Here is a 25,151-nt window from a genome sequence, read left to right on the forward strand (position 1 = left end):
ATGGCGCAAAATTATAGTTCAAATTTCACGCCATGTAAACTCTTAATTAAGCTACGTTAGTGCTTAAAGAGTTTTGGTCAACAGCAACACCTGCGCCCATTGTTGTAGAGATAGTTACTTTCTTCACGAAAGTACCTTTAGCTTGTGAAGGTTTAGCCTTCTTAAGCGCAACAATAAGAGCTTCAAGGTTTTGTTGAAGTTGCTCAGCAGTGAAATCAACCTTACCGATAGTAGTATGGATGATACCGTTCTTGTCGTTACGGTAACGAACTTGACCTGCTTTCGCGTTTTTAACTGCTTCTGCAACGTTAGGTGTTACAGTACCAGTTTTAGGGTTTGGCATTAGACCACGTGGACCTAAGATTTGACCTAGTTGACCAACAACACGCATAGCGTCTGGAGATGCAACAACAACGTCAAAGTTCATCTCGCCTTTCTTAACTAGTTCAGCAAGATCTTCCATGCCCACTAATTCAGCACCAGCTTCTTTCGCAGCATCTGCGTTAGCGCCTTGTGTGAATACAGCAACACGAACTTCACGACCAGTACCGTTAGGTAGTACAGTTGCACCACGAACGTTTTGGTCAGATTTACGAGCATCGATACCAAGGTTAACAGCAACGTCAACACTTTCTACGAATTTAGCTGTCGCTAACTCTTTTAAAAGAGCAACTGCTTCGTTGATTTCGTAATCTTTAGTCGCATCCACTTTTTCGCGGATTGTACGCATACGTTTAGTTAATTTTGCCATTATCTTAGTCCTCTACGTTCAAGCCCATCGCACGCGCAGAACCTGCGATAGTGCGAACTGCAGCTTCCATATCAGCTGCTGTAAGGTCAGGTCGTTTTGTCTCAACGATTTCTTCAAGTTGAGCACGTGTAACTGTACCCACTTTTTCAGTGTTAGGACGGCCAGAACCTGATTTGATGCCTGCAGCTTTCTTAAGTAAGTAAGCAGCCGGTGGAGTTTTCATTTCGAACGTGAAAGAACGGTCACCGTAAACAGAGATCACTACAGGAACTGGAGCGCCTTTTTCGATAGATTCTGTACGTGCGTTGAACGCTTTACAGAATTCCATGATGTTTACACCGTGTTGACCTAGTGCTGGACCTACTGGAGGACTAGGGTTAGCCATACCAGCGGCAACTTGTAGCTTGATAATAGCTTCAACTTTTTTAGCCATAATAAATACCTCATTTGGTGGGTCATAGCCTTGTGCGCGCGAGGACGCGTACTCTAACGGCTTCCCAGTTTAAAAATTGGTTCTCACTTTTTAGTGATAAAACAAGTAGCAACTTGCCCTAACACAAAAAGGCCGCTGATTATAAGTTAATCAGCGGCCTTTTTCAAGCTTATTGCCAAAATATTAAACGATTTTGGCAGCTTTAATTTTTTACTTACTTGTCTTGCTCAACTTGACCGAATTCAAGCTCAACAGGTGTCGAACGACCGAAGATAAGAACAGACACTTTCACGCGGCTCTTCTCGTAATCGACTTCTTCAACAACACCGCTGAAGTCAGCAAATGGACCATCGATAACACGAACAACTTCACCTGGCTCAAATAATGTAGCTGGCTTAGGTGCTTCAGCATTCTCTTGAAGACGATTTAAGATGCGGTCAGCTTCTTTTTGGCTAATTGGCGCTGGACGATCAGACGTACCACCAATGAAGCCCATAACACGTGCAGTGCTATTAACTAAGTGCCAGCTTGCATCGTTCATGTCCATTTGAACTAGTACGTAACCTGGGAAGAATTTACGCTCAGATTTACGCTTTTGACCAGCGCGCATCTCAACCACTTCTTCAGTTGGTACTAATACTTCACCAAAACTATCTTCCAAACCTTCGATCTTGATGTGCTCAAGAATAGTTTGTGCTACACGCTTCTCGTAACCAGAGAAAGCTTGTACTACGTACCAACGTAGTTTCTTTTCGTTCTTCTCATCCGACATGGGATTAGATCTCCAATCCAGTTAAAAAGCCTACTGCGCGGAATAAAATGCCATCTAATCCCCAAAGGATAAGTGCCATAATCACAGTTGCAACCATTACAATTAATGTCGTATGTGTTGTTTCTTGGCGAGTTGGCCACACAACTTTACGTACTTCGATGCGAGACTCTTTTGCAAACGCAAGGAAAGTACGACCTTTTTCAGTTAGTGAGGCAATGCCTAAACCAGCTGCTACAGCAACCACTACACCAATAGCACGTAATAATACAGATTGGTCTGCATACATGTGGTTACCAACGACTGCGCCTGCTAGTAGCGCAATTGCTACAATCCACTTTACTGAATCCATCGCACTTGATGGTGTTTCTACATTCGTGCTCATAATATTTTTACCTTAACTACAGACACAACAACCCTGCGCTCTGGCAGGGTTAATCCATTAAAATCTAAACTTAAAAACTGACTTGTTTAAACCGATTTTTAATTTCAGACTTAACACACATTGTGTAAAAAGTGGCAGGGGCGGAGAGATTCGAACTCCCAACCGTCGGTTTTGGAGACCGCTGTTCTACCAATTGGAACTACGCCCCTGCAAAGTGGATGCCTATTATACTTACGCAATTCATTAACACAAGAGTAAAAGATACCCATTAGTTAAAATCTCATCAGTTCGTTTAAAAATCAATATTAACATTGATTAAAAAGCAGTTTATTATAACCCTATTAAAGGAACAAAAAACCCACATGGATCAGTGTGCAGTCGTTAAAAAACCCTATTTACTTCGTCTTTTATAGTCTCTTTCTGTTGTTGAGTCTAAGCACTGCTGCTCGCTCTTTACATCTGAGTACATTCAGTAGTCAGCAAGGGCTCAGTCAAAATTCTATTACGTGCAGTATCACCGACCAGCAAGGTTTTTTATGGTTTGCTACACAAGGAGGCTTAAACCGCTTTGATGGTTATGAGTTTAAGCGTTTCAAAGCTAACAGCGATGATAAAAGCATTTCAGGGAACTGGATCACCGGCTGTGTTAAAGATAGTAAAAACCAGTTGTGGTTTTCGACTGCAAGCAAAGGGCTTAATAGACTTAACCCTAAAACGGGCCAGTTTGAGGTGTTCTCTACACGCCATGACATCAGCCTAAGTGAAGATAAAATTTGGTCTATGGCGATAGCTAAAGACGATGTTCTGTGGCTTGGTCACGAAAACGGTAAGTTAACGCGTTTTGATGTATCAAATAATCGCTTTAAACACTTTCACTATAAATCAGCACAGCCACTGGTGCGAGACATTGTCATTACGAAAGAATTCATTTGGCTTGCCACGGATAAAGGACTTATTTCATTTGACCCAATCACTGAGCAATTTACTCAGCATGCTCAGATCTCTGCACCGCTCTGGCATCTCAAGTTACTAAATAATGAGAAGCTGATCATTGGTGCTAAACAAGGTCTTTATCTATTAAATTTAGCTACGCAAAGTAGTGAGCAAATCGAACAGTTTAATGGTGCTTGGATAACAGACAGCCTTATTGACCAACAGCAAAACCTCTGGCTTACAAGCTATGGGCAAGGACTCTACTTTTTCCCTGCGGGGGCTGATTTACTTGGCGAACACAGCCATTACCGCCACGACAAGCAAGACACCAACGGCTTGAGTAGCGACTACCTTCTATCTCTTAATCAAGACACTCAAGGCATTATTTGGCTAGGTACTGACGGCTATGGTGTGCACCGCTATGACCCTAAACAACAGCAGTTCTCTCATCAATTAAAAACCTCTCAAGCAAATTCGTTAAGTCATAACTTTGTTCGTTCAATCATTAAAAGAGCCAATGGGGAGGTGTGGATTGGTACCCGTGATGGACTCAATCGCAAAACGACGTCGGGTTACCAGCACTTTAAAAACGCACTGCCAAATAAAAATATATTTGCCCTTCATGAAGACGCTAACCAGCAGTTGTGGATAGGTACCTACGGAGGCGGCTTAATAAAGTATCAAGATGGTCTTGATGAATTTGCAGTTTTTACCATGCAAAGCCACCAGCTAGCGAGTGACCGTGTTTACGCAATTACCAGCGATAAAACAGGTGCGCTTTGGCTTGGAAGTAACCAAGGCTTAACCCGCTTTGAACCAGCCTCTGCCAAAGTGACTCATTATAAGCACAGTGACGCGCAAAATAGCCTTGCCAACAACACAGTATTTACTTTGGCTTATGATAATGAAGAGCATGCACTGTGGATTGGTACTCGGGCTGGGCTCAATAAACTGGATATCGATACGGAGCAATTTACTTTAGTCGATGAGCAAGGCTCAGACGAGGCTGGGCTTAGCCATAATATGGTCACCTCTTTGTTGCTGAGTGGCGATCATATTTGGGTTGGCACCATGCAAGGCTTAAATCAAGTCAACACGCATAGCCTCACAGTGAAACAGATTACTGAACAGCAAGGTTTAGCTAACGACAATATATTTGACATTCTTGCCGATAAACAAGGCATGCTTTGGTTAGCAACCAATGGCGGACTCACTCGCTATAACCCCAGTACGCAGCAATTGCAGCAGTTTCTACCAGAAGACGGTATTCAGCATCAATCATTTATACTGGGTGCGAGCTATCAAGCAGACGATGGCGAATTATTTTTTGGTGGTATTAATGGCTACAATCATTTTTACCCCGAGCAACTAAACTTAACGCTCACGCCCCCTACTCCAGTGTTAACTGAGTTATTACTTAATAACCGAGCGATTAAAAGTAATCATTTTGATAAACAAACCAATACGCTTGCAAGTGCGACTCAGACATTCTCGTTTGCCAAGTCAGCTGGGGTTATCGGTTTTAAATTTAGTGCCTTAAAAAACGGCGCGACTCCAAAACATTACCAATATGGCTACAAGCTGGCAGGCTTTGATGAACAATTTTTATATACCGATGCATCCCTTAGGCAAATAAACTATCCGCAGCTGCCTGCTGGTCACTACCAGTTATTGCTAAGAGCAAAAGATCAATATGGGCAATGGAGTGACAGTACACAGCTACTAGCGCTTACTGTTGTGCCTCCTTGGTGGCAAACGAAATTAGCCTTCAGTATTTACTTCATGTTTGCTTTAGCACTGACTTGGCTTGTGTTAAATGCCTTGTACAAGCGCAAACTAGCAGAGCAAGAGAAGCAAACCGAAATTGAGCTAAACAAATTAAAAGATCAATTTTTAGATAACATTAGCCACGAACTCAAAACACCACTTAGCTTAATACTTGCTCCAATCAGTCAGTTGCAGCGAAGTAATGCCGATCCAAAAGCTCAAACGCAACTAGCGAGTATCAAACGAAACTGCCAACGCTTACTTGAGCTAATCAATCAACTTTTACAATTGAGTCAACGCCCAAGCACGGCAATTTACACTGTCAGCCCTTATACTATTACGCCATTTTTAACAGATTTGGTCGCGGATTTTAGGCCTCTGTTTGAGCAAAAACAGCTGCAATTTAGCTTTACTGACAGCACTTCTAAAGCCTTTAAGATAAACCTTGCACCTGAGCATGCTCACTCGATTTTTAGTAACCTGATAAGCAATGCACTTAAGTACACCTCTGCAGGTGGCACAGTCGCTATTCACCTTAGTGAAGTGCAACAAGCATTACAGTTTAAAATTACGGATACCGGTGTGGGTATTGCCTGTGAGCATCAGCAGTCGGTTTTTCAGCGCTTTACCCGCATAGCATCATCTGAACCAGGTAGTGGTATCGGCCTAAGCTTAGTAAAACAGCTCATTGAACAATACGGTGGCTCTATCAGCGTAAGCAGTAAGTTTGCTGAAGGTAGCTGCTTTACTGTGTCATTACCTATGATTGAACGTGCTGATAATCAAGCAAATAGCGCTATACAAATTCATACCTCACAACCAACACTGCTGATTGTTGAAGACAATCAGGAAATGGCTGAACTACTTCTTTGTTTGTTTAATACTGAGTTTAACTGCATGTGTGCAACTGATGGTCAGCAAGCTCTCGACCTTTGCCAGACAGACCTGCCTGACCTCATTATCAGCGATGTGATGATGCCGAATATGGATGGTTATCAACTGTTAGCAGCCCTTCGAGCAAACCCAGCCACCAGCCACATTCCGGTATTATTACTTTCTGCTAAAGCGGACACCCACAGTCGCTTAAAAGGGCTGGATTTATTGGCTGATGACTTTTTAAGTAAGCCTTTTGAACCCACTTTACTGATGAGCAGAGTAAAAGGACTGCTTAATCTGAGACAAATTTTAAACCAGCACCTAACAGCACAACTGGCAGCTCCTCTGAATAGTGATACAGCCGCTGTAACAGTACAAAATAAAGATTATTCCTTCACTGAAAAGCTTAAGCAGACAGTACAAGCACACTACCAAGATGAAAGCTTCTCGGTTGAGCAGCTAGCCTCTGCGTTATGTTTAAGTCCCCGTGCGCTGCAACTAAAAATGAAAGCCTTGTACTCACAAACGCCTTCTGATTATTTGCGCAATACTCGCTTAGAGTTTGCAAAAAAACAGCTAATCGATAGCGCGTTAGCAATTGGTCAAATCGCAGAACAAACCGGATTTAGCTCGCAAAGCTATTTTGCCCGAAGCTTTAAGAACTATGTTGGCTTGTCACCAAAACAGTATCGAGAAAAACATCAAAAACATGCCGAATTTCGCATCAGTGAATAAAGTTTTCGCCTGAGTGCTATTAATAACACACTGATTTTTATAGCTTATCCATACAAACGTCAATAACAACAAAGCCCATAGTGCGGCGTTATTTACTGCATGAGATATAAGTTAAGGAAAGTCATATGCTCACCAAAACACACAAAGCGATTTCGATTACGTTACTTGCTGCGGCACTGGCTGCATGCCAGAGTACTTCGACAACCACCAGCAATAACAACAGCCCTGATATAAACGAAGTTGCCAAGCAACAATACAATGGTCCTAAAGCTCGTATCGCTGTTGCCCGCTTTACTGACAAATCCAATGATTCGCATTGGTGGCGTAAAGAAATTGGTGAAGGGATGGCTGATCAACTCACAACCGCATTAGTCAGTACCAATCGCTTTATTGTTTTAGAGCGACAAGCACTCGATGCCGTATTATCAGAACAAGACCTTGCTGTATCAGGCCGCGTGAGTGCAGCATCAGGTGCTGCGTATGGTGAAATAGAGGGAGCCGAAATTGTTGTAGTTGCCGCAGTCACAGAGTTCGATGATGACAACTCAGGTACTCGTGTCGGCAGCGGCGGATTTATCGGCGATGTATTTAGCTCTGTATCGGCGGGCTTTTCAAGTTCACACATGGCAATAGATTTACGTTTAATCGACACGCGAACTTCTCGTATTCTCGCCGCTACCAGCGTTGAAGGTGGCAGCAAAGATTTTGACTTTACATCAGCTGCTACCAATTTTGGTGGTGCACTTGTTGGTGGTAACTTAAGTAGCTGGTCAAACACGCCAAAAGAAAAAGCACTGCGTGAAGTGATCGTAAAAGCCGTTGAGTTTTTAGAATCAAAAGTGCCAACAACTTATTATCGCTATAATAGCGATAACACCATTGCTGCAGGCCATACAGCCCCTGCACCACTAAAAGTAACCGCAGCTGCCGCTCCTGCTAAAGCCCCAGTCGCATCGGTTAGCGTTCCAAATCACAGAATGCCTTACTATGAAAAAACAGACTTAGCGATGTCACGCCTGAACTTGGTTTGTTTGGGTTATTTGAAAAGGCAGCCTCACTACGAAGAATATGAAATAGAAGACGTAGAGTACGATCAAGCAACGGTGCTTGCGCTCACTGAGTATCAGCAAGAAAATAAGCTCAAAGTGACAGGTCTTGCTGATGAGACGACAAAAAAATCTCTTGATGATTCAGGGTGTATTGCCAAAACGAACAAATCAAGTTTAGAAAGTCTTGGCAGTATGTTTAAATTTAACTAAGCAAACTAACAGCCAGTGCTAGCACTGGCTGTTGAAAATCTTAGTTTGTGCCTTTCACCAGTGGTACACCATTGTTACCAACAGGAATATAAACAGTTGTATGGTTAGGTGACTCAGCCATCTTTAACTGCGCATTAATAGCTTCATGTTGTAGATAGTTTGGCGTCAAAGTGGCATTAATAATTTTTTGCGCCTGTGCAATACCTTTCGCTTCTTCTACACGTATCTCAGCATCTTTTCGTGCAATTTCTTTTTGCGTTTCTTTTTCAGACAGCAATTGTTGTGCTGCTAATTTTTTCTCAACAGCATTAGCAACGATGGCCGGATAGTTAATATTTCCCACCACGACATTAGCGAGTTTAAATGGCGTTGGTTCTAAATACGCTTTTAAGCGGGCTGTTACTTCTGCAGCTATTTTCTCGCGATTGGTTTTTAGCACACCGCTATCATATTGCTGCACTATGTCACGCACATAAGTTCTAAATGTTTCACGAACAAATCGCGGATACCAATCTTCACCACCGTATTGCTCAACCACCGCTCTGACAGAGCCGCTTTCTATTGAAATGACCGCATGAAAATCAAAACTAATATTTAAGTCATCGTTAGCTAAAATCTTAAATGTTTCAGTATACGTGTTCGGGCGCATATCAATATTAATTACCTGATTACGCCACAGTGACATGCCGTAGTTAGCAGGGCCAATCATAGTGCCTTGATAACCACCTTCGCCAAACACGCGCGGCTTTTCAAATACGTAACCTTCTTCACCCGCGGGTGTACTTGGGTTAGTACACGCAGTGAGCGATACAGCAACTAACCCTGCTACTGCTAAACTTGGAAAAACACTCGATAGAAGTGTTTGCGTCCCTGAACGTTTAAATTTCATTTTTTGTTATCTCATTCCATTATAAAATTTGTAATAACTCACCACGATAAAAATCACATAACAACCAAATTTGTTGAAATGGATGGTGCTTAGGCACATCAAGGTGAGTAAGTACTGACTTAAAATCATCGAAATGCCATATAGTACTGGCATTGCGAATTAATAACCAAGGCTGCGTAGACTCGTAATGTTTTTTGGCTTTTTGTGCCAGCAAGCGATGCAAAGCACAGTGCAAACGCTCGTTACTGGGGGCTAAAGCCATTTCAGCAAGATCGCGTTGCATGGAGATAGACAGCGGCCGACCTAACACCGCCATTGCTTCTGTTTCACTGGCATATAAATGCGCGACTTCAATATCGAGCCGTTCATCACCTTTATAACAACTCACGTCTGGTTTACTCGGCGTGTTATGCCAAATATTACGCATGCTTACGCCAAACTGCTTTTCGTAACAGCGTAAAAACAGTTTTGCTGCGCCATGCTCGAGCGCTATTTTCTCTTGTTCACTTTCACGATTCATTTAATGTTGCATACACATCTTTTAATAACCCAGAAGCGCCAAAACGAAATAGCTCGGGTTGTAAGTACGCTTCACCCATAATTGATTCAGCGAGGGCTAAATACTCAGCAGCATCGGTGACTGTTCTGACCCCGCCCGCCGCTTTAAAACCGACCTTTTTACCACTCGCTTTTATGGTATTTAACATGATGTCAGTTGCAGCTAGCGTTGCATTGACAGCCACTTTACCGGTACTGGTTTTAACAAAATCAGCGCCACCATCAATTGCCAGCTTAGTTGCTGTTGCAATGAGATCATCGCTTAATTCGCCACTTTCGATAATAACTTTAAGTTGCGCTTGGCTGCCACATGCCTCTTTTGACGCTTTGACATACTCAAAAACTTTGCGCTCATCACCGGCGATTAGTGCTTTATAGGGGATCACTAAATCAATTTCATCAGCACCGCGTTCAATGGCAAACAAGGTTTCATTTAGCACTTCCTCTAATGGTTGCTCCCCACTAGGAAAGTTAGTGACGGTAGCCACCTTGACTTGCTGTAGTTCGCGCTCAGCGAGTGCAAGCTTAGCGTCACTGACAAACTGGCTATATACACAAACCGCTGCAGGAATGCCTAACTTAGGCTCAATACTAGCAACCAAGTTATTAATGGTTTCTGTTGTGTCGCTATCATTCAGAGTTGTTAAGTCCATCAGTGCCACCGCTTGGGCAGCAATTGTTTGTATTTTAGTCATTGCTCTTATTTTTGTGTTGCCATATTAGTGACCTATAGTAGCAAATTTTTATCATTCGGCTATAAATCATAACTAATCACCATAAGGCAGCTAATTTACTTGTAACTCGTCGCAATCCCTTGTTAACTAAGTCTTAAGCCAAAACAAACCACCTGGTATAACTTTTAGTTATATAAACTTGGTTTTAATTATTTTTTACTTTTTTTAGAGCACTATATTCTGCTTGCCTGCAATAAGCAGTTTCGTTGATGTGTTTTAGGGGTGAGAACAAAGTGCAATATTTACCAATCTTTACCAAATTAGACGACAAACCTGTGCTGGTAGTCGGCGGTGGAGATGTCGCGTTACGTAAATGCCGTGCGTTTTTAAAGGCACGTGCTCATGTGACACTAGTCGCCCCTGAATTTTGTGATGAACTGCGAGAACTTGCTGAGCAAGGAGATGTAACACTCATTAACGACTTTTTCAAAGAACAGTATTTAGATCAGCAAATGCTGGTAATTGCCGCGACAGATATCGACAGCGTTAACAAAGATGTTTTTGAACTTGCGAATGCGCGCAATATTTTCGTTAACGTGGTGGATGATCAACCTAAATGCAGCTTCATTTTTCCGTCCATTGTTGACCGTGACCCGATCACAATTGCAATTTCAAGCGCAGGCACAGCACCGGTATTAGCACGTCGTTTACGTGAAAAACTCGAAACGCTTATTCCACAGCATATTGGTCCACTCGCTACATTAGTTGGTAGCTTTCGCGACAAAGTAAAACAACGCTTTAAACACTTTGCTGATCGCCGCCAGTTTTGGGAAGGCGTATTTGATTCATCCGTCGTAAGCAAAGTGCAAGCGGGTAATACCGAAGCTGCCACAGCGCAGTTAGAGCAATTGTTAGATGCCAAACCAGAGCCTGAAGGCGAAGTGTATGTTGTGGGTGCAGGCCCTGGTGACCCTGAGTTATTAACACTAAAAGCACTGCAATTAATGCAACAAGCTGATGTGGTGGTATATGACTACTTGGTTTCTGATGAAATTATGGATTTAGTACGCCGTGATGCAGACCTAGTTTGCGTAGGTAAACGTTTAGGCGATCACAGTGTGGCGCAAGAAGATACCAACCAGATGCTGGTTGATTTTGCCAAGCAAGGCAAAAAAGTATGCCGTATTAAAGGTGGCGACCCGTTTATTTATGGTCGTGGTGGTGAAGAAGTACAAGTGCTAGCCGCGAATAAAGTACGTTACCAAATCGTACCGGGTATTACTGCTGCTGCAGGTTGTAGCGCTTATGCCGGTATTCCTCTTACTCACAGAGATCACGCACAAGCCATTCAGTTTGTGACAGGTCACTGTAAAAAAGATGGTCAAGAATTGGATTGGCAATCACTCGCCAAGCCAAATCAGACCTTAGCGATTTATATGGGAGTGATTAAATCACCGCATATTCAAGCACAACTATTAAAACATGGCCGCGGTGCAGACACACCGGTTGCCATTATCGAAAACGGCACACGTAAAGAACAACGTGTGGTAACAGGGCAATTAGGTGAGCTGGCCGACTTGATTTCGCGCCATAGCATTATTTCACCCGCCTTATTAATTATTGGCGAAGTTGCATCATTGCACCATCAGCTTGCATGGTTTGGTCAAACAGAACAAACCAGCAGCTTTGCCCAGCCAATTACTGGCGTAGCTTAATTTAACTTTTAATCATTTTAGTAGGACGACTAACAATGGCTTTAACACACCTTCAGCAATTAGAAGCTGAAAGTATCAAAATCATGCGTGAAGTTGCTGCTGAGTTTGAAAACCCGGTGATGCTTTACTCAATTGGTAAAGATTCATCAGTGTTATTACACTTAGCACGTAAAGCGTTTTATCCAGCAAAAATTCCATTTCCACTTTTACACGTTGATACCAATTGGAAGTTTAAGGAAATGATCGCGTTTCGTGACCGCCTAGCTAAAGACTATGGTTTTGATTTAATCGTCCACAAAAACCCTGAAGGGTTAGAGATTGATATCAATCCATTTGTGCACGGCTCAGCAAAGCACACCGACATCATGAAAACGCAAGGCTTAAAGCAAGCGCTAGATAAATACGGCTTTGATGCTGCATTTGGTGGTGCTCGTCGTGACGAAGAGAAATCACGAGCTAAAGAGCGTGTTTACTCATTCCGTGACAAACACCACAGATGGGATCCAAAAAACCAACGTCCAGAGCTTTGGAATACGTACAACAGCCAAGTTAATCCGGGTGAAAGCATTCGTGTATTCCCGTTATCTAACTGGACTGAGCTGGATATTTGGCAGTATATCTACCAAGAAAACATTGAAATGGTTCCACTTTACCTTGCCAAAGAACGCCCTGTCGTTGAGCGTAACGGCACGCTAATCATGGTTGATGATGAGCGTATGCCATTAGAAGAAGGCGAAGTACCGCAAATGAAGTCGGTACGTTTTCGTACTCTTGGTTGTTACCCGCTAACGGGCGCTGTGGAATCAACGGCAGGTACCTTAACTGAAATTATTGAAGAAATGCTGCTTTCAACCTCTTCTGAGCGTGAAGGCCGCGTGATTGATCACGACTCTGCTGGTTCAATGGAAAAGAAAAAACGTGAGGGCTATTTCTAATGTCTAAAACAAACGACACGATTAATGAAGTAAGAGAGTTAGGCATCGACGCCTACCTTGCGCGTCAACAAGACAAAAGCCTTTTACGCATGCTGACCTGTGGTAGTGTGGATGACGGTAAATCTACGCTGATTGGCCGCCTTTTACATGACAGTCACCAAATTTATGAAGACCAACTTGCAGCCCTGCATAAAGACAATGAAAAAGTTGGTAATGCGGGTGAAGAGCTTGATTTAGCACTTCTTGTAGATGGTCTTCAAGCAGAGCGTGAACAAGGTATTACCATTGACGTTGCTTATCGTTACTTCTCTACAGCAAAACGTAAATTCATTATTGCTGATACGCCAGGACATGAGCAGTACACGCGCAACATGGTGACCGGCGCATCAACCAGTGATGTGGCGATTATCTTAGTTGATGCGCGTTATGGCGTACAAGTACAAACTAAGCGTCATAGCTTTATCTGTGACTCGTTAGGTATCAAGCAGTTTGTTGTTGCTATCAACAAGATGGATATCGTCGATTTCGATGAAACCGTATATGAGAAAATCAAAGCTGACTACCTTAAGTTTGCAGAGCAACTAAACGTTACTAATATCAAATTTGTGCCGATGTCAGCGCTGAAAGGTGACAATGTAGTTACACGCTCAGAGCACACACCTTATTACACAGAAAAGCCACTGCTGGAGTTACTTGAAGACTCACCAGCGGCTGAAATTGATAACGGTTTTGAAGCGCGTCTTCCGGTGCAATATGTAGTACGCCCAAACCTAGACTTCCGTGGTTTCCAAGGTACTTTAACGTCTGGCAAACTTAGCGTGGGTGATGCAGTGAAAGTGTTACCATCAGGTAAAAGCTCAAGCATTAAAGAGATTGTAACTTTCGATGGCAACTTAGATACCGCTGAAGCAGGTCAAGCAATCACTCTAACGTTAAACGACGAAATTGATATCAGTCGTGGTGATGTAATTGTACCAGCCGCTTCAAAAGCTGCTGTAACAAACCGTATTCAAGCTAAATTAGTGTGGATGCATGAAGCGCCGCTTGTATTAGGTAAAAGCTATAACTTTAAGTTAGGCAGCAAAAATACCTCGGCAGTGGTAAGAAAAATCGATCACACTATTGATGTAAATACCCTTGAGCATGGTCAAGCAGACTCATTACAACTTAACGAAATTGCGATTGTAACCTTAGAGCTTACAGAAACAATTTTGGCTGATGAGTACCACAACAACCATGAAACAGGTGCGTTTATCCTAATTGACCGCCTATCAAACCTAACCGTTGCGGCAGGTATGATTGAGCAATTACTTAGCACTGAAGAACAGCAAAGTAGCTTTAGCGACTTTGAAGTTGAGTTTAACGCTTTAGTACGCAAGCACTTCCCTCATTGGCAAGCGCTTGATATAAGCCAACTTAAATAGGCTAGGTAAGACAATGCTGGCTATAAGACAACAACCGTTTTTAAGCCAGCATTACTATTTATATTTGATTACCACACTCTCACCCCTTTAAATCTATTTCTTTATTTTGAGAGCTTTGGTTTCTCAATGATTGGAGTAAAGACAATGGATGAAAATATCGTTTGGCATAATTACGCCATTAGCAAATCACAGCGTAGTGAGCAAAAAAAGCATAAGCCTGCCATTTTATGGTTCACTGGCTTTTCAGGTTCAGGCAAAAGCACAGTTGCGAACGCACTAGAAAGCGCATTAAACCAGCTAGGCGTTCACACCTATCTACTCGATGGTGACAATGTGCGTCATGGCTTGTGTAAAGATCTTGGCTTTACAGATGAAGACCGCGTGGAAAACATTCGCCGCGTCGGTGAAACTGCAAAGCTAATGGTCGATGCCGGTCTTGTTGTATTAACCGCATTTATTTCGCCATTCCAAAGCGAACGCGATATGGTAAGAAACTTAGTAGAGGATGGTGAGTTTATTGAGGTATTTTTAGATACCCCGCTCGACGTGTGTGAAACACGCGACCCTAAAGGGCTTTATAAAAAAGCACGAGCAGGTGAAATTAAGCACTTCACTGGTATCGACTCAGTCTATCAAATCCCTACATCGCCAGAAATTAAAATCGATACTAGCAAAAACACCCTAGACCAATCGGTGCAAGAGCTGGTAGCGTATTTAAAACAACAGCAAATTATAGGTTAAGTCATGAATCAAACGGAACTGCTAGAAGAAATCTTACTCCTCGCACGCCAAGCCGGCAGTGCAATAATGGGGATTTACGAAAAGGACTTTAATGTTGAGTACAAAGCTGATGAAAGCCCAGTGACCGACGCCGACCTAGCAGCTCACAAAGTGATTGTGAATGGCTTACAACACCTCACCCCTGATGTACCAATTCTAAGCGAAGAAAGCGCTGATATTAGCTGGGATATCCGTCAAACTTGGCAACGCTACTGGTTAGTAGACCCAATTGATGGCACCAAAGAGTTCATCAAAAAGAATGGCGAATTCACCGTGAACATTGCCTTGATAGAAAAAGGTAAACCGGTATTAGCGGTTGTCGATGCACCGGCATTAGGTGTGTCGTATATTGCTGCAGAAGCAATTGGTGCCTTTAAAGATAAAGGTGATGAGCGCATTGAACTTAAGGTAACCCGTAAGCCAAATAAAGGGCTTATCCGTGTTGTCGGCAGCCGTTCACACCCATCTCCTGATTTAGCTGAATTCGTAAAACAGTTTGAAGATGTAGAAATGGTTTCAAAGGGCAGCTCACTAAAACTTTGTCTTGTTGCCGAAGGCAGTGCAGATATTTACCCACGCCTTGGCCCAACCTGTGAGTGGGATACTGGAGCAGGTCATGCGATTGCCGAAATAGCTGGCGCAACGGTTAGCAAACTCGATGGCAGCCCACTACTGTATAACAGTAAAGAAGAGTATCTGAATCCGTTTTTTGTCGTATCGGCAATACAGAACTAAAAGCGTTCCGTTAAATATCGTAGACTGGGTAGAGCGTAGCGAAACCCAGCATCTATCTTGCCATCTTAACTCTAGCCCCTTTAATGCTCCTTATTTTACAATCAGTTTAACCTAGCCAATAAGCCTTTGCTCCTATAGTATTTTGCTCTCTCAAACTATTAAAGGAATAACCATGACGACTGTTGAAAAAGCAATTGAAGCCGGCTATGAAGCCCAAATTAGCGCACTATATAAAGCCCTTTCACAAGGAGTGCTTGCCGCCAATGGCGATGAAAGTGAAATCACTGCAGCTGAAGCACGTTTTAAGAAAGGTTTAGCATTTGCCGCAGACATTAAAGCTCGCGCACTTGCAGCCGCAGAATAAATACCACAACTGGGCTTTCTAAATAAGCCCAGCTCTCTTCCTTTGTAAGTCTCTCCTTACAGCATAGTTATCTAAATACAACGCTAAAACATGCATTCTTAGTCGCTTTTCTATATGCTGCGCGACAATTATTATTCTAATAGTGGAGTGCTAATGAACACACATCAAGATGCTATGCCGTATGATGCATCGACAACAAGTAGTAACTCAAAATGGAACCTTCATGACACCCAATGGGTTTTAAGTTTATTTGGCACCGCAGTCGGTGCGGGGATTTTATTCTTACCAATTAATATCGGTATCGGCGGATTTTGGCCTTTAATTATCATGGCATGCCTTGCCTTTCCGATGACTTACTTAGCTCACAGAGGCTTAGCCCGATTTGTTTTATCATCAAAAAAGCCTGAAGCAGACTTTACCGATGTAGTAGAAGAACACTTTGGCATTAACGCCGGGCGCTTAATCTCTTTACTGTATTTTCTCTCTATCTTCCCTATCTTACTTATTTACGGAGTTGGTTTAACCAACACTGTTGATAGCTTTATCGTTAATCAATTAGGTATGGAATCACCACCACGCGTACTGTTATCTGGTGTGCTCGTTGGCGGTATGATCAGTTTAATGCTTGGTGGCGAAGCATTGATGTTACGTGCTTTTGCAATTCTTGTTTATCCTCTCGTCGCTATCTTGTTCTTCTTATCTATTTACCTGATCCCAAGCTGGCAAATGCCAGATGTATCAGTCCCTGAGTTTTCAGGATTCATGAAAACACTTTGGTTATCAATACCTATCATTGTATTCTCATTTAGCCATGCTGCAGCAATATCAAGCTTTGTGCATGTACAGCGCGCTCACTACGGCAATAATGCCAAAATGAAGTCAGAAGCAATTCTAAAGCGCACCAGCTTATTATTAATTGTGTTTGTTTTACTGTTTGTATTCTCGTGCGTACTGTCACTATCTACAGAACAAATGGTACAAGCAAAAGCTGATAACGTGTCTATCTTGTCATTCCTTGCCAATATCACTGATAACTCGTTTATTGCTACTCTAGGGCCATTAGTTGCCTTTATCGCGATTACGTCTTCATTCTTAGGCCACTTCTTAGGTGCCCGTGAAAGCTTCAACGGCCTTGTTAGTAAGCAAGCCCATATGAACCCTAAACTCGTTGATAAGATTGGCACTGTTATCATGTTCTTTGCTATTTGGTATTGCTCAGTGATCAACCCAAGTATTTTAGACATGATGGATCAGCTATCAGGCCCTATCATTGCCATGATCCTCTTCATCATGCCAATGATTGCCGTATATAAGGTGCCTAGCTTACACAAATACAGAAATCGTTTGAGCACATTGTTCGTACTTACAATTGGCGCTCTAGCTGTGTTTGCACTTATCTACAACATGATTAAGTAATCTCATTATTGCTAGATATAGAAGCCCAGCCGGGAAACCGGCTGGGCTTTTTTGTTACGCGAAATGTGGGAGTGGAGTTAGCGAGTTGCTAGTTAGCGAGGGGAAAGTTGAAAGAGTAAAGTTTGAAGGTCTGGCGTAGGTTGGGTAGAGCGCAGAGAAACCCAACACAGAGCTATCAGCTTTCAGCCGTCAGCGATCAGCTGCGCGGTGGAGGTGTTTGCTGCTGCGCCTCCCTCTGGCTCTGGCTCTGGCTCTAGGTTCTAGGTTCTAGGTAAAGTGTACTTGTAGGTATGGTTTTAGTCGTGAATGTGTTTGTTATGGTCTGAATTCGGCACTGAAGTGCCTCCTACGGGGGTTTGTTGCTGAGGGTGACTCAGTTACCTAGCAACCCGGTAGATCAACTAACATCTATTATCTGACGTCTGATGTCTATTGACTATTCGGCACTGAAGTGCCTCCTACAGGGGGTGTTGCTGCGGGTGACTCTTTACTAAACAACCCCGCAGTTCAACTGACCTCTAATATCTGACATCTGATGTCTCTGTATTTCAACTGACGTATGACGGCTGAAAGCTGACAGCTCCAGACGCAAAAAAGCCCGACTCTTTCGAATCGGGCTTTCTCTTATTTGGAGCCTGGCGATGTCCTACTTTCACATGGCAAATGCCACACTATCATCGGCGCTGTTTCGTTTCACTACTGAGTTCGGCATGGGGTCAGGTGGGTCCAAAACGCTATTGTCACCAAGCAAATTTGGTTTTAATTCGCTCTTTTGAGCAAATTAATAAATCTGGAATTCTGATATCAAGTAAATGTCTACTTTAGTAACTTAACTTCTGTTCGTTACGCTGTCATAAAACGCGTTTGGCGTTGTATGGTTAAGCCTCACGGGTAATTAGTACAGGTTAGCTTAATGGCTCACACCACTTCCACATCCTGCCTATCAACGTTGTAGTCTTCAACGGCCCTTCAGAGACTTTAAAAGTCTAGTGAGAACTCATCTCGAGGCCTGCTTCGCGCTTAGATGCTTTCAGCGCTTATCAGTTCCGAACGTAGCTACCGGGCAATGCCATTGGCATGACAACCCGAACACCAGCGGTTCGTTCACTCCGGTCCTCTCGTACTAGGAGCAACCCCTCTCAATTCTCAAACGCCCACGGCAGATAGGGACCGAACTGTCTCACGACGTTCTAAACCCAGCTCGCGTACCACTTTAAATGGCGAACAGCCATACCCTTGGGACCGACTTCAGCCCCAGGATGTGATGAGCCGACATCGAGGTGCCAAACACCGCCGTCGATATGAACTCTTGGGCGGTATCAGCCTGTTATCCCCGGAGTACCTTTTATCCGTTGAGCGATGGCCCTTCCATTCAGAACCACCGGATCACTATGACCTACTTTCGTACCTGCTCGACGTGTCTGTCTCGCAGTTAAGCTGGCTTCTACCATTACACTAACCGTACGATGTCCGACCGTACTTAGCCAACCTTCGTGCTCCTCCGTTACTCTTTGGGAGGAGACCGCCCCAGTCAAACTACCCACCAGGCACTGTCCGTAACCCCGATAAGGGGCCGACGTTAGAACATCAAAACTACAAGGGTGGTATTTCAAGGACGGCTCCACAAAAACTAGCGTTTCTGCTTCAAAGCCTCCCACCTATCCTACACATGTAGGTTCAATGTTCAGTGCCAAGCTGTAGTAAAGGTTCACGGGGTCTTTCCGTCTAGCCGCGGGTACACAGCATCTTCACTGCGATTTCAATTTCACTGAGTCTCGGGTGGAGACAGCGTGGCCATGGTTACACCATTCGTGCAGGTCGGAACTTACCCGACAAGGAATTTCGCTACCTTAGGACCGTTATAGTTACGGCCGCCGTTTACCGGGGCTTCGATCAAGAGCTTCGTCCGAAAACTAACCCCATCAATTAACCTTCCGGCACCGGGCAGGTGTCACACCGTATACGTCATCTTGCGATTTTGCACAGTGCTGTGTTTTTAATAAACAGTCCCAGCCACCTGGTCACTGCGGCTCCCGTCCGCTTAGAGAGCAAGTCTCATCACAGATAGGAGCGTACCTTCTCCCGAAGTTACGGTACGATTTTGCCTAGTTCCTTCACCCGAGTTCTCTCAAGCGCCTTAGTATTCTCTACCTGACCACCTGTGTCGGTTTGGGGTACGATTCGGTATAATCTGAAGCTTAGAGGCTTTTCCTGGAAGTATGGCATCAACAACTTCACCACCTTAGTGGCTCGTCTCGTGTCTCAGTCTTAAGAGTCCGGATTTTCCTAAACTCTCAACCTACTCACTTTCACATGGACAACCAACGCCATGCTTGTTTAGCCTGCTCCGTCCCCCCATCGCAATTATACCAAGTACGGGAATATTAACCCGTTTCCCATCGACTACGCCTTTCGGCCTCGCCTTAGGGGTCGACTTACCCTACCCTGATTAACATGGGATAGGAACCCTTGGTCTTCCGGCGTGCGGGTTTTTCACCCGCATTATCGTTACTCATGTCAGCATTCGCACTTCTGATACCTCCAGCATACCTCCCGGTACACCTTCAACGGCTTACAGAACGCTCCCCTACCACTCAAAATAAATTTTGAATCCGCAGCTTCGGTGCATAGTTTAGCCCCGTTACATCTTCCGCGCAGACCGACTCGACCAGTGAGCTATTACGCTTTCTTTAAAGGATGGCTGCTTCTAAGCCAACCTCCTGGCTGTCTGGGCCTTTCCACATCGTTTCCCACTTAACTATGACTTTGGGACCTTAGCTGGCGGTCTGGGTTGTTTCCCTCTTCACGACGGACGTTAGCACCCGCCGTGTGTCTCCCGGATAGTACTTTACGGTATTCGGAGTTTGCAAAGGGTTGGTAAGTCGGGATGACCCCCTAGCCTTAACAGTGCTCTACCCCCGTAAGTATTCGTCCGAGGCTCTACCTAAATAGATTTCGGGGAGAACCAGCTATCTCCCGGTTTGATTAGCCTTTCACTCCTAGCCACAGGTCATCCCCTAACTTTTCAACGTTAGTGGGTTCGGTCCTCCAGTTGATGTTACTCAACCTTCAACCTGCCCATGGCTAGATCACCGGGTTTCGGGTCTATACCTTGCAACTCAACGCCCAGTTAAGACTCGGTTTCCCTACGGCTACCCTAATCGGTTAACCTCGCTACAAAATATAAGTCGCTGACCCATTATACAAAAGGTACGCAGTCACCCTCGAAGGGCTCCTACTGCTTGTACGTACACGGTTTCAGGTTCTATTTCACTCCCCTCACAGGGGTTCTTTTCGCCTTTCCCTCACGGTACTGGTTCACTATCGGTCAGTTGGGAGTATTTAGCCTTAGATGATGGTCCACCTATATTCAGTCAAAGTTTCACGTGCTCCGACCTACTCGATTTCACTTAAGATGCATTTTCGTGTACGGGACTATCACCCTGTATCGTCAAACTTTCCAGAATGTTCCACTAACACATAATAAGCTTAAGGGCTGGTCCGGTTTCGCTCGCCGCTACTTCCGGAATCTCGGTTGATTTCTGTTCCTACGGGTACTTAGATGTTTCAGTTCTCCGCGTTCGCCTCGTTAACCTATGTATTCAGTTAACGATACCTGCAAGCAGGTGGGTTTCCCCATTCGGAAATCCTAGTCTCAAGCGCTTTTTACTAGCTTGACTAGGCTTATCGCAAGTTAATACGTCCTTCATCGCCTCCAACTGCCAAGGCATCCACCGTGTACGCTTAGTCACTTAACCATACAACCCAAACGGGTCTTTGTTAGTGACAGCTGTTAACTTCGCCAGAAGTTAATTCATCAAATAATGATGAGAATACTAAAGTAGATACCGATTAATCATTGCTGATTAACTGGCATATTTTTACTTTTGAAAACTCTTTATAAATAACAATGTTATCTATAAGAATTTTAATATCAGCTTTCCAAATTTTTAAAGAGCAAGAGAATAAACTTCTCAAAATTAAACACACTCTATTCTCAAGCAGTTTATTACCTGATTAAGAATGTTTATTTTTGAGGAGTAAAAGTGGTGGAGCTAAGCAGGATCGAACTGCTGACCTCCTGCGTGCAAGGCAGGCGCTCTCCCAGCTGAGCTATAGCCCCACATATGCTGGTACTTATTGCTTAATTTGCCACTTCATAAGAAGTGGTGGGTCTGAGTAGATTTGAACTACCGACCTCACCCTTATCAGGGGTGCGCTCTAACCAACTGAGCTACAGACCCAAACAATAAGTGTTGTTCTCTTTACAATTAACAATCATCTGTGTGGACACTACGAACAAATAAGTTCTAAATCGTATAAGGAGGTGATCCAGCCCCAGGTTCCCCTAGGGCTACCTTGTTACGACTTCACCCCAGTCATGAATCACTCCGTGGTGAACGTCCTCCCGAAGGTTAGACTATCCACTTCTGGAGCAACCCACTCCCATGGTGTGACGGGCGGTGTGTACAAGGCCCGGGAACGTATTCACCGCGTCATTCTGATACGCGATTACTAGCGATTCCGACTTCATGGAGTCGAGTTGCAGACTCCAATCCGGACTACGACGCACTTTAAGTGATTCGCTTACCCTCGCAGGTTCGCAGCACTCTGTATGCGCCATTGTAGCACGTGTGTAGCCCTACACGTAAGGGCCATGATGACTTGACGTCGTCCCCACCTTCCTCCGGTTTATCACCGGCAGTCTCCTTAGAGTTCCCGACCGAATCGCTGGCAACTAAGGATAGGGGTTGCGCTCGTTGCGGGACTTAACCCAACATCTCACAACACGAGCTGACGACAGCCATGCAGCACCTGTATCAGAGTTCCCGAAGGCACCAAACCATCTCTGGTAAGTTCTCTGTATGTCAAGTGTAGGTAAGGTTCTTCGCGTTGCATCGAATTAAACCACATGCTCCACCGCTTGTGCGGGCCCCCGTCAATTCATTTGAGTTTTAACCTTGCGGCCGTACTCCCCAGGCGGTCTACTTAATGCGTTAGCTTTGAAAAACAGTCCCGAGGGACCGAGCTTCTAGTAGACATCGTTTACGGCGTGGACTACCAGGGTATCTAATCCTGTTTGCTCCCCACGCTTTCGTACATGAGCGTCAGTGTTGACCCAGGTGGCTGCCTTCGCCATCGGTATTCCTTCAGATCTCTACGCATTTCACCGCTACACCTGAAATTCTACCACCCTCTATCACACTCTAGTTTGCCAGTTCGAAATGCAGTTCCCAGGTTGAGCCCGGGGCTTTCACATCTCGCTTAACAAACCGCCTGCGTACGCTTTACGCCCAGTAATTCCGATTAACGCTCGCACCCTCCGTATTACCGCGGCTGCTGGCACGGAGTTAGCCGGTGCTTCTTCTGTAAGTAACGTCACAGCTAAGTGCTATTAACACTTAACCTTTCCTCCTTACTGAAAGTGCTTTACAACCCGAAGGCCTTCTTCACACACGCGGCATGGCTGCATCAGGCTTGCGCCCATTGTGCAATATTCCCCACTGCTGCCTCCCGTAGGAGTCTGGGCCGTGTCTCAGTCCCAGTGTGGCTGATCATCCTCTCAAACCAGCTAGGGATCGTCGCCTTGGTGAGCCATTACCTCACCAACTAGCTAATCCCACTTGGGCTAATCTTATGGCGTGAGGCCCGAAGGTCCCCCACTTTGGTCCGTAGACATCATGCGGTATTAGCAGTCGTTTCCAACTGTTGTCCCCCACCATAAGGCATATTCCCAAGCATTACTCACCCGTCCGCCGCTCGTCAGCAGAGTAGCAAGCTACTCTCTGTTACCGCTCGACTTGCATGTGTTAGGCCTGCCGCCAGCGTTCAATCTGAGCCATGATCAAACTCTTCAATTAAAAGTTTTTTGAAACCGAAGTTTCGTGCTCAATGAATTCTGAATTTTGATATCTTTCGATATCGAATTGACTGTGCTGAAACAAGTAAACTTGTTTCCGTTGGTCACTCAGTTCAATTGAGACTCTAAATTTGTTTGCGTCGCTTAGTAAACTAAGCTTCGCTGTTAGAACTCAACCTGTACGAGTGCCCACACAGATGATTGCTTTATATTGTTAAAGAACGTTGCGACGTTGTCGCTAGGGATGCGTATAATACATCCTTAAATTTTCGAGTCAACACTTAATTTCAAACTTTCTTTCGATTATTTGAAACCGAAGTTTCACTTAACTCTCTGCTACGTTGTTCAGCGTCTTTCGTTGCTGCCCGCCGTGTCAGTGGGGTCGCATTATAGGGAGATCCAAAAACAGATCAACACTTTTTTTCGATCTTTTTACTGTTCGCTCAAAAAGCGAACTAAATTTACCGAAAACAGCAAAAACGGTCGCTATTATGGCTGTTTTTTAAGCCAATATTCATAATTTAATGCAAATTTCATTGCTATGTTCATTTAACTCGTTAAGATAGCAAGTTCACAATGTTAAATTAATGTTTATTTCTTGTTTATTGGTAGATCAAAATGAAATTACCCGATCAAAAATCTTTTCTTTTCTCAGTTATTCTTGCTGTTTTAGGTTTTGTGGTTGTTAAGTTTGCATTTGCAAGCTTGGCTTTGGACCCAGCATTACTATTTGGTGCAGGCTTATTAATTGGTGCTTTAGTTATTGCAGCACTTTCATCAACGTCAAGTGAGGAGGCCGAAGTAAAAACAAAAACACTTTATGTTGGCAACCTACCTTATCGTGCTAATGAAGGTGTTGTTCGTGCTTTATTTGAAGAGCAAGGCAAAGTTTTCAACGTACGTTTATTAAAAGATAAAAATACAGGTAAACGTCGTGGCTTTGGTTTTGTTGAAATGGCAGAAGCGGATGCAGATAACGCAATCAATCAATTAAATGATAGCGAGTTCCAACAACGTACTTTAAAAGTGCGTGAAGCAAAACAAAAACAAGAGAACGAGGCTAATGGTTTCCGTGAGGAATCTGATCAGTCAGCGTAATCAGCTCAACGCGTAATTGCGAATGACCTATAGGAGCCGTTGCATAGTAATGCAGCGGCTTTTTTTATCGGTTGTAAAAGTAAAGCCTCGTAAAGTAATCAAACTCTCAACGCGCTTAGCAATAGCTTTACCAGAATCAATGAGTAGTACCTGTCGTTTGAAGTAGTCACTAATCGCGCTGGCGAGTAATGGGAAGTGCGTACAACCAAGAACTAATACATCTATATCTTCTGCTATCGCTAAATCACTCAATACTTTCTCAAGCTTTGCTTTATTGATTTTCTGCGTATGAAATAGTGTTTCAGCAATTTCCACCAGCGCCGTTGATCCATATAAGCTAACTTGTGTGCCTTGGCTATGAGTACTAATTAAGTTTGCAGTGTAGCAACTCTTAGTCGTCGATGGCGTCGCCAATAAGCCAATATGTTTACTCTTACTAATAGCGCACGCAGGCTTTATCGCAGGTACAACACCAACAACTTCGATGTTTGTATAAGGGCGAATAGTTTCTAGTGCAGAGGTAGAAGCGGTATTACAGGCAATAACTAGGATATCTACGTGTAAGTTTGCTGTTTCTATAAACTTTAGTAGTGCAAAAAGACGAGCGATGATCGTTTGCTGGCTTTGTGCGCCGTAAGGCAATAAAGCATTATCCATAAAATAGCTATAATCAGCATCAGGGATCACAGCTTGGATCTGTTCTAGTACGGTTGTTCCACCTATACCTGAATCAAACACCATTATATGAACTGACAAACTGCTTACCTCGGATCATCAAAGGTCAGCAGTTTGCCA

Annotated in this window: 17 protein-coding genes, 3 tRNA genes, 3 rRNA genes and 1 pseudogene; 10 read left to right on the top strand and 14 right to left on the bottom strand. The window is 43.9% G+C overall.

Annotated elements, in window-relative coordinates; translation table 11 throughout:
- Positions 1–46: 46 nt before the first annotated feature.
- The 5 genes from rplA to P4S60_RS14925 form a co-directional block, all read right to left on the bottom strand.
- Positions 47–751 carry a 50S ribosomal protein L1 gene (gene rplA / locus P4S60_RS14905; protein WP_337116456.1) on the bottom strand — a complete coding sequence of 235 codons (705 nt, stop codon included), beginning with the start codon at positions 749–751 and terminating at the stop codon, positions 47–49.
- Between the two features lie 4 nt (positions 752–755).
- Positions 756–1,184, bottom strand: coding sequence for a 50S ribosomal protein L11 (gene rplK, locus P4S60_RS14910; protein WP_063700735.1), 429 nt, complete (start codon positions 1,182–1,184; stop codon positions 756–758).
- Positions 1,185–1,398: 214 nt separating this feature from the next.
- Positions 1,399–1,956, bottom strand: a complete 558-nt coding sequence (gene nusG, locus P4S60_RS14915) for a transcription termination/antitermination protein NusG (RefSeq protein ID WP_337116458.1) — start codon at positions 1,954–1,956, stop codon at positions 1,399–1,401.
- Between the two features lie 4 nt (positions 1,957–1,960).
- Entirely contained in the window at positions 1,961–2,338 is a 378-nt protein-coding gene (secE, locus tag P4S60_RS14920) for a preprotein translocase subunit SecE (RefSeq protein WP_063700739.1), read from the bottom strand.
- Positions 2,339–2,470: 132 nt separating this feature from the next.
- Positions 2,471–2,547: transfer RNA gene (locus P4S60_RS14925), tRNA-Trp, on the bottom strand.
- A gap of 163 nt (positions 2,548–2,710) precedes the next feature.
- Between P4S60_RS14925 and P4S60_RS14930 the strand changes: the two genes are divergently transcribed.
- A complete protein-coding gene (locus P4S60_RS14930; RefSeq protein ID WP_337116459.1) occupies positions 2,711–6,649 on the top strand; it encodes a two-component regulator propeller domain-containing protein in 3,939 nt (1,312 codons plus the stop codon).
- Positions 6,650–6,774: 125 nt separating this feature from the next.
- Positions 6,775–7,908 carry a CsgG/HfaB family protein gene (locus P4S60_RS14935; protein ID WP_337116460.1) on the top strand — a complete coding sequence of 378 codons (1,134 nt, stop codon included), beginning with the start codon at positions 6,775–6,777 and terminating at the stop codon, positions 7,906–7,908.
- A gap of 40 nt (positions 7,909–7,948) precedes the next feature.
- On the opposite strand, the gene P4S60_RS14940 is transcribed toward P4S60_RS14935, so the two are convergent.
- Genes P4S60_RS14940 through deoC form a run of 3 tightly spaced genes read right to left on the bottom strand, consistent with a single transcriptional unit; the run spans position 7,949 to position 10,050 of the window.
- The gene (locus tag P4S60_RS14940) at positions 7,949–8,797 is read right to left on the bottom strand and encodes an SPFH domain-containing protein (protein ID WP_337116461.1); all 849 of its coding nucleotides are present in this window, start codon (positions 8,795–8,797) and stop codon (positions 7,949–7,951) included.
- A 19-nt stretch (positions 8,798–8,816) separates the two neighbouring features.
- A complete protein-coding gene (locus P4S60_RS14945; protein WP_119854184.1) occupies positions 8,817–9,317 on the bottom strand; it encodes a hypothetical protein in 501 nt (166 codons plus the stop codon).
- Entirely contained in the window at positions 9,307–10,050 is a 744-nt protein-coding gene (deoC, locus tag P4S60_RS14950; RefSeq protein ID WP_337116462.1) for a deoxyribose-phosphate aldolase, read from the bottom strand. Before deoC ends, P4S60_RS14945 begins: the two co-directional genes overlap by 11 nt.
- A 272-nt stretch (positions 10,051–10,322) precedes the next feature.
- On the opposite strand from deoC, the gene cysG reads away from it, so the two are divergent.
- From cysG to P4S60_RS14985, 7 genes are all read left to right on the top strand, one after another.
- Positions 10,323–11,744, top strand: a complete 1,422-nt coding sequence (gene cysG, locus P4S60_RS14955) for a siroheme synthase CysG (RefSeq protein WP_337116463.1) — start codon at positions 10,323–10,325, stop codon at positions 11,742–11,744.
- A gap of 35 nt (positions 11,745–11,779) precedes the next feature.
- On the top strand, positions 11,780–12,679 hold the full coding sequence (gene cysD, locus P4S60_RS14960; RefSeq protein WP_337116464.1) for a sulfate adenylyltransferase subunit CysD: 900 nt from the start codon (positions 11,780–11,782) through the stop codon (positions 12,677–12,679).
- Entirely contained in the window at positions 12,679–14,103 is a 1,425-nt protein-coding gene (cysN, locus tag P4S60_RS14965) for a sulfate adenylyltransferase subunit CysN (protein ID WP_337116465.1), read from the top strand. Before cysD ends, cysN begins: the two co-directional genes overlap by 1 nt.
- Positions 14,104–14,247: 144 nt before the next feature.
- Positions 14,248–14,844, top strand: coding sequence for an adenylyl-sulfate kinase (gene cysC, locus P4S60_RS14970; RefSeq protein ID WP_337116466.1), 597 nt, complete (start codon positions 14,248–14,250; stop codon positions 14,842–14,844).
- Between the two features lie 3 nt (positions 14,845–14,847).
- Positions 14,848–15,618, top strand: coding sequence for a 3'(2'),5'-bisphosphate nucleotidase CysQ (gene cysQ / locus P4S60_RS14975; RefSeq protein WP_337116467.1), 771 nt, complete (start codon positions 14,848–14,850; stop codon positions 15,616–15,618).
- 172 nt (positions 15,619–15,790) lie between these two features.
- Positions 15,791–15,982, top strand: coding sequence for a hypothetical protein (locus P4S60_RS14980; RefSeq protein ID WP_055022144.1), 192 nt, complete (start codon positions 15,791–15,793; stop codon positions 15,980–15,982).
- 153 nt (positions 15,983–16,135) lie between these two features.
- Positions 16,136–17,398, top strand: a complete 1,263-nt coding sequence (locus P4S60_RS14985) for an aromatic amino acid transport family protein (RefSeq protein WP_337116468.1) — start codon at positions 16,136–16,138, stop codon at positions 17,396–17,398.
- A 633-nt stretch (positions 17,399–18,031) separates the two neighbouring features.
- Here the strand turns inward: P4S60_RS14985 and rrf are convergent.
- From rrf to P4S60_RS15010, 5 genes are all read right to left on the bottom strand, one after another.
- Positions 18,032–18,146 (bottom strand): 5S ribosomal RNA (gene rrf / locus P4S60_RS14990).
- 126 nt (positions 18,147–18,272) lie between these two features.
- Positions 18,273–21,156, bottom strand: a 23S ribosomal RNA gene (locus P4S60_RS14995).
- Between the two features lie 289 nt (positions 21,157–21,445).
- Positions 21,446–21,521: transfer RNA gene (locus P4S60_RS15000), tRNA-Ala, on the bottom strand.
- Between the two features lie 44 nt (positions 21,522–21,565).
- Positions 21,566–21,642 (bottom strand) — tRNA-Ile (locus P4S60_RS15005).
- 76 nt (positions 21,643–21,718) lie between these two features.
- Positions 21,719–23,259: ribosomal RNA gene (locus P4S60_RS15010) — 16S ribosomal RNA — on the bottom strand.
- Together the 16S, 23S and 5S rRNA genes with 2 tRNA genes alongside form the textbook arrangement of a ribosomal RNA operon.
- A 617-nt stretch (positions 23,260–23,876) precedes the next feature.
- Here P4S60_RS15010 and P4S60_RS15015 point away from each other — a divergent pair.
- The gene (locus tag P4S60_RS15015; RefSeq protein WP_105174436.1) at positions 23,877–24,356 is read left to right on the top strand and encodes an RNA recognition motif domain-containing protein; all 480 of its coding nucleotides are present in this window, start codon (positions 23,877–23,879) and stop codon (positions 24,354–24,356) included.
- Here the strand turns inward: P4S60_RS15015 and murI are convergent.
- A pseudogene (gene murI / locus P4S60_RS15020) lies at positions 24,319–25,112 on the bottom strand (glutamate racemase). The gene P4S60_RS15015 and the pseudogene murI sit on opposite strands and share 38 nt — an antisense overlap.
- Between the last annotated feature and the right edge of the window lie 39 nt (positions 25,113–25,151).

Source organism: Pseudoalteromonas sp. Hal040 (genome assembly GCF_037162425.1).
Lineage (GTDB): Bacteria > Pseudomonadota > Gammaproteobacteria > Enterobacterales > Alteromonadaceae > Pseudoalteromonas > Pseudoalteromonas gelatinilytica.

Coding starts and splice junctions, on each gene's coding strand:
- P4S60_RS14945 (WP_119854184.1), bottom strand. CDS start 9,317: ATGAATCGTGAAAGTGAACAAGAGAAAATAGCGCTCGAGCATGGCGCA.
- cysN (WP_337116465.1), top strand. CDS start 12,679: ATGTCTAAAACAAACGACACGATTAATGAAGTAAGAGAGTTAGGCATC.
- nusG (WP_337116458.1), bottom strand. CDS start 1,956: ATGTCGGATGAGAAGAACGAAAAGAAACTACGTTGGTACGTAGTACAA.
- rplA (WP_337116456.1), bottom strand. CDS start 751: ATGGCAAAATTAACTAAACGTATGCGTACAATCCGCGAAAAAGTGGAT.
- cysD (WP_337116464.1), top strand. CDS start 11,780: ATGGCTTTAACACACCTTCAGCAATTAGAAGCTGAAAGTATCAAAATC.
- cysQ (WP_337116467.1), top strand. CDS start 14,848: ATGAATCAAACGGAACTGCTAGAAGAAATCTTACTCCTCGCACGCCAA.
- P4S60_RS15015 (WP_105174436.1), top strand. CDS start 23,877: ATGAAATTACCCGATCAAAAATCTTTTCTTTTCTCAGTTATTCTTGCT.
- deoC (WP_337116462.1), bottom strand. CDS start 10,050: ATGACTAAAATACAAACAATTGCTGCCCAAGCGGTGGCACTGATGGAC.
- P4S60_RS14980 (WP_055022144.1), top strand. CDS start 15,791: ATGACGACTGTTGAAAAAGCAATTGAAGCCGGCTATGAAGCCCAAATT.
- cysC (WP_337116466.1), top strand. CDS start 14,248: ATGGATGAAAATATCGTTTGGCATAATTACGCCATTAGCAAATCACAG.
- rplK (WP_063700735.1), bottom strand. CDS start 1,184: ATGGCTAAAAAAGTTGAAGCTATTATCAAGCTACAAGTTGCCGCTGGT.
- P4S60_RS14985 (WP_337116468.1), top strand. CDS start 16,136: ATGAACACACATCAAGATGCTATGCCGTATGATGCATCGACAACAAGT.
- secE (WP_063700739.1), bottom strand. CDS start 2,338: ATGAGCACGAATGTAGAAACACCATCAAGTGCGATGGATTCAGTAAAG.
- P4S60_RS14940 (WP_337116461.1), bottom strand. CDS start 8,797: ATGAAATTTAAACGTTCAGGGACGCAAACACTTCTATCGAGTGTTTTT.
- P4S60_RS14935 (WP_337116460.1), top strand. CDS start 6,775: ATGCTCACCAAAACACACAAAGCGATTTCGATTACGTTACTTGCTGCG.